Origin of the sequence: Adlercreutzia sp. DFI.6.23, assembly GCF_024462535.1 — a bacterium.
Lineage (GTDB): Bacteria > Actinomycetota > Coriobacteriia > Coriobacteriales > Eggerthellaceae > Adlercreutzia > Adlercreutzia rubneri.
On sequence record NZ_JANGBP010000488.1, the window covers coordinates 1 to 302 of the forward strand.

At 65.2% G+C, this 302-nt stretch carries 1 pseudogene; it reads right to left on the reverse strand.

Annotated elements, in window-relative coordinates:
• Positions 1 to 302, reverse strand: a pseudogene (locus NE591_RS14265) (elongation factor 4); the annotation flags it as partial.

The following is a 302-nucleotide window of genomic DNA, read 5'->3' on the forward strand; positions in this document are numbered from 1 at the left end:
CGCCGTGGCCAGAAGGTCCAGCCCGAACTCGCGCTCCAACCGCTCCTTGATGACCTCCATGTGCAGAAGGCCCAGAAAGCCCACGCGGAAGCCGAAGCCGAGGGCGTGGGAGGTCTCGGACTCCCACACGAGCGCCGGGTCGTTCAGTGACAGCTTCTCCAGCGCCTCCTTCAAGGGCTCGTACTGGTCGCCGTCGATGGGAAAGAGACCTGTGAACACCATGGGCTTCACCTCACGGTAGCCGGGAAGCGGCTCGTTCACGCCGCCGTCGGCCACGGTGATGGTGTCGCCCACCTTCACCT